The following is a 4,465-nucleotide window of genomic DNA, read 5'->3' on the forward strand; positions in this document are numbered from 1 at the left end:
GCAGCAGCGTTCGCCATTGCACCGACCGCCAGACGGGACGGACGTTTTCCGGCAAAGGCGGGCAAGCCTCGACCGCGCCAGGCAGTAGCTCGAGTTCGCGTGCGCCGGCGATACGGAAATGCTGCCCCTGAACCAGCGCGCCCGCCGCGGCGATGGCCCATTGCAGAAGCTCCAGTTCGTAAAGGCCTGGCGCTTCGTGCGAGATGATCATGGGTGTGCGCGCCTCGTCGATCAACACGCTGTCGGCTTCGTCGACGATGGCAAAGTGCAGTGCGGGAATCAGCGGTTCGTTCTCGCTGGCCGCTGCGGAACCCGACGCCCACAGCTGCCGCACCTGCGTGACGCGCGTGGGCATGGTGCCGTGCCCCGCCAGCCGATCCTTCAGATAGTCGAAGACGAGTTCCTTGCCGCTCACGTAGCAGATCGAATGGCGGTAAACGCCGCGTCGCTCGTCGGGCTCCATTTCGCCCTGAATGCAGGCCCCGGTCAGGCCGAAGAACTCGAAGAGCGGCAACATCTCCTCGCAATCGCGCTCCGCAAGATAGTCGTTGGTGCTGATCACATGCACCACCGCGCCCGAGCCGGCCATGGCGGTGGCCGCCAAACCAGCCACCAGAGTCTTGCCCTCGCCGGTTTGCATCTCCGCCAAGCGACCGCTCAGCAGAACGCAGGCCCCGGTGAACTGCACCGGATGCGGCCACATGCCCAGGGCGCGCCGGCTTGCCTCGCCGATGCAGGCGAATACAGCCACGAGACGCGGCGAATCGCGCAGACCGACACCCGACGCCTTCATGGCCTGCAGTTCGCGACGAAAGCGCAGTGCGATTTCTTCGTCAGGCAGCTCGCGCAGCGTGGCCGCCAGGTCGACGATCGCCTTGTTGAACGACGCGATGCTTCCGCCACGCTCACGCGTGGGTGGCAGCCAACCCGAGAGGCTGCGCAAGAACTGCTCCACCTTGTGGCCTCGTTCAGCGCCGCGCTCGTCGCGCTGTGTGTCGGCGCGACGAAAGCTGCTGCCAGCCAGCGTGCGTGCCAGGGTCGGGTCCGGACTCAGTGCTGGAGACATCGGTTTCAGACACTCAGCTGCGCCAGGAACACCTGGCGCAGACGCAGGAACCACTGCCATGCCAATGGCGTCGGTCCGAGATCGAAGCGCACATATGCGCGGTCGCCGAACACGGCACTGGGCGAATTGCGGTCGAGTTCAATCTCGATGTCGAACACCCGTTTCAGCGTGCGTGTGCCGCCTTGTTGCGAGGGGTCCACCGGGATCTGGCCGCCGCCGCTGGTTCCAAGTGCTGGCGACACCAGGTCGAGCTCGCCGCCGGGTACCAGGCGGCGCACGCGCGCTGCGATGGCCTCTTCCGGAGAGTTGTTCAGGCGCACGGCAACACCGCGCAGCCGGGAACCGATCAGATCCCGGTCCTCCTGGGTCACGGCGACGCGGACAAGCCGTGAAGGTCCATTGACCACGTAGCCCAGCACTTCGCCGCGCTTGACATAGCGGCCGGGCAGTTCAGTCGGTGCGGCCGGTGTCCAGCGCCCTGCGCTGCCGGCCCTGACCTCCATTGCATCGGCGCGGCGCACGGCTTCATCGAACCGCGCCTGGCGCGCCGAGAGCTCGTGTCGCAAGGATGCGGCGCGCAGCACGTCGTCGACTTCGGCCTTGCGCAACTGGGCCTGTGTCTGAGCCACGGCCGCGGCGGCCGTACCCGCGTCGGCCGAGAGCTGCAGGCTGTCGAGCCGCAGCAGCAGGGCGTCGCGGGCCACCGTGTCGCCGCTGGCCCGCTCGCTCTGCGCCACATGGCCCGCCACTTCGGCACGCACGATCGCCTCTTCGGGCAACCACACCACACCCTGCTCGATCGAATGAAAGGGCAAGGGCACGAGCCCGACGAAGGCTGCGGTGACCGCCAGCGCGATGACTGTGCGGCGCATGGCGACCTCGCGGCGGCGCGCCAGTCCGGCGCCCTCGGTCAGGTGCTTCCAGCCTTTCCAGATCGGCATGACGAGCGCGGACCAGGCGGACATGAGGCCCATCAGAATGCCTGCGAACAGGTACTCCGACGCCACGAACCAGATCAGTCCGATGCTGATCAGCAGCCGGTACACCGGCGACACCGCGCCGTAGACGAACATGATCGCGCGCTCGCCGCGCGCCTCGACCGGCGGCTGCGCATCGCGCGCGCCGAACGCGTAGCGATCGAACAGGTAGGCCCAGTATTGGGTGGCACGCTGTGCCAGGTTGGGAAGCTCCAGCAGATCGCAGGCAATGAAGTAGCCGTCGTAGCGCATCAGCGGATTTCCGTTGACCAGCACGGTGGACACACCGGCGATCAGGATCACGTTGAAGGCAATGGCTGTCACCAAGCCCGACTCGGCCATGAGCCAGACATAGACCGCGATGGCCCCCAGCAGCAGCTCCGCCAGGATGCCGGCCGCCGCCACGGCCGCGCGCGCCCATTTGGAAGGAAAACGGTATGACGACGTCGCATCCACATAGGGCAACGGGGTGAAGAGAATGAACATCACGCCGATCTCGCGCACCTGTCCGCCCCAGGCCTTGACCGCCATGCCGTGCGCCCATTCGTGCACCGCCTTGACCAGTGGGTAGGTGAACCACAACAGCACCACGTTGCTGCCCGAGAGCACCCGGTCGGAGAGGTTGTCGGTCAGCGCGGCCCAGTGCTGCCATGCCAGTATTCCGGCCGGCGTCACAAGTGCAAGCCAGAGCAGCAGGACGGGCCAGCGGAAGAGCAGGCGCGCGAGCCAGGCCCGGCGTTCGAACCAGGCGTCCGGATACAGCAGCGGCACCTTGATGCTCATCGGATTGAGCCAGCTCTGCTTGAACTTGGCGCGCTGCTGGCGCTGGTAGCGCTCGAAAACCTCGTCGGCATCGGGCGACACCTGGGTCTGCAGCAGGTCGTTCGAGTAGAGCGACGACATCAACTGCACCAGCTCATGCTGCGAGATCGTGTCGTCGTGCGTCGCACCGTTGGTGCCCGATGCCGCGGCCTTTTCGCAGGCCGCATTCCACACCTCATCCAGCGTGCGGCGGCCATCGAGCAGTTGCAGCACGCGCCACACCTGAGGCGTCATTCGATGGAAGCGCTGTGTCACCGGATCGAGCAGCAGTACCCACGGTTTGCCACGCAGCAGTCGATGCAAGGGCTGCACACCCTCACGCAGTCGCGGGCGCAGAAAGCGCACGGCGTGCCAGTGTTCGGAAAGAAGTGTCTGCATGGGCGTGCCGTTTTCTCAGTGGCGGTCGGCGCCTACCACCACCAGCCCCACAACTTCAGCCGCAGCCAGTCGACCGAAGAGCGCGTCCACACCGTCAGCAGGCTGGCCTGGCCCACCTCGACCTTGCCCACGCCCTGCATGCCCGGGCTCAACGCAGGCACGGCACCGCGCCACTCGGCTTCGACGCGGAAACCATTGATGCCCTCTTCCACCTTGGCCGTGGCCGTGACGCGGGTCACTTCGAAGTCGTAGGTGGTCTGCGGCTGTCCGGTCAGGCGCAGGATGCCGCTCTGGCCCGGCTTGACCCGGGCAATGTCTCGGTCCGGCACATGCAGCACCACGCGATAGCCGCCCGTGGTGGCGATCTCGAACATTTCCTTGCCGACCTCCACCGGGCCGCCGATCTGCTGGGCCCAGTCACCGGTCACAACCAGACCGTCCATCGGCGCGACCAGCCCTGCACGCAAGAGCTTGGACTCCACCAGCGCCAGCTGGGCTTCGGCCTGCTGCACATCGGCTTGTGCCAGTGCCATCGCGGCGGCATCGTGTTCGGCCATTGCCTGGCGAAGCTTGCCGGCGGCCTGGTTGCGCTCGCTGCTGTACTTGCCCTGCTCGAGCTTGAGTTCGCGATCATCCAGGCGGGCCAGCAACTGCCCTTTCGACACCTGTTCTCCGGGGCGTACCAGCACCTGCGCGATGAATCCCTCGAACGGCGCCGTCACAACTTGACGCGTCCGGCCTTCGATCATTGTATGGGCCGTGACGCGATCGGACACGGGCCACAACAACAAGACGGCCAGCACCGTGAGCAGCGCCGCAGCGCCGACCTTCCAGGTCAGATGGCCAGGCCCCCAGAGCTTGCGCCAGCCGGAGCGGCCAGTGTCCGCCGCGTGCTGGATAAGGCCGCGTTCCGCCTCGCGCCAATGTCGCAACAACGGCTCGGCGAGCCCTGAACTGGCACGCAGCACAGCCAATACTTCGGGCGGCAGGGCAGCGGCACCAGCTTCGCGATGGCGCACCACCAGTACCGCGACGGGCTCACCGTTGCCCAGCAGTGGCAGTGCCCACCAGGGGTGCTGGTCGATCTCCTGCATCTCGACCATGGCGCGCGTGGCCACTTCACTGGCTTCGTGCACAGCGGGCGATGCCTTCTCGGCCCAGGCGGTGTCGGCCGCTACCCACCAACGCGGCAGGTTGCGTCGGATCTCGAACAGCGTGAAAC

At 66.6% G+C, this 4,465-nt stretch carries 2 protein-coding genes and 1 pseudogene; all 3 read right to left on the minus strand.

Annotated features, from left to right (window positions below):
* A pseudogene (locus ACT6S0_RS26810) lies at window positions 1-955 on the minus strand (hypothetical protein); the annotation flags it as partial.
* A gap of 116 nt (window positions 956-1,071) precedes the next feature.
* On the minus strand, window positions 1,072-3,168 hold the full coding sequence (locus ACT6S0_RS26815) for a site-2 protease family protein (protein WP_444766777.1): 2,097 nt from the start codon (window positions 3,166-3,168) through the stop codon (window positions 1,072-1,074).
* Between the two features lie 107 nt (window positions 3,169-3,275).
* Window positions 3,276-4,465: efflux RND transporter periplasmic adaptor subunit (locus tag ACT6S0_RS26820; RefSeq protein WP_444766778.1), on the minus strand; the 1,190-nt coding region annotated here is incomplete at its 5' end.

The organism is Roseateles sp. (assembly GCF_052436255.1).
In the GTDB taxonomy this organism is placed as follows: domain Bacteria; phylum Pseudomonadota; class Gammaproteobacteria; order Burkholderiales; family Burkholderiaceae_C; genus Pelomonas.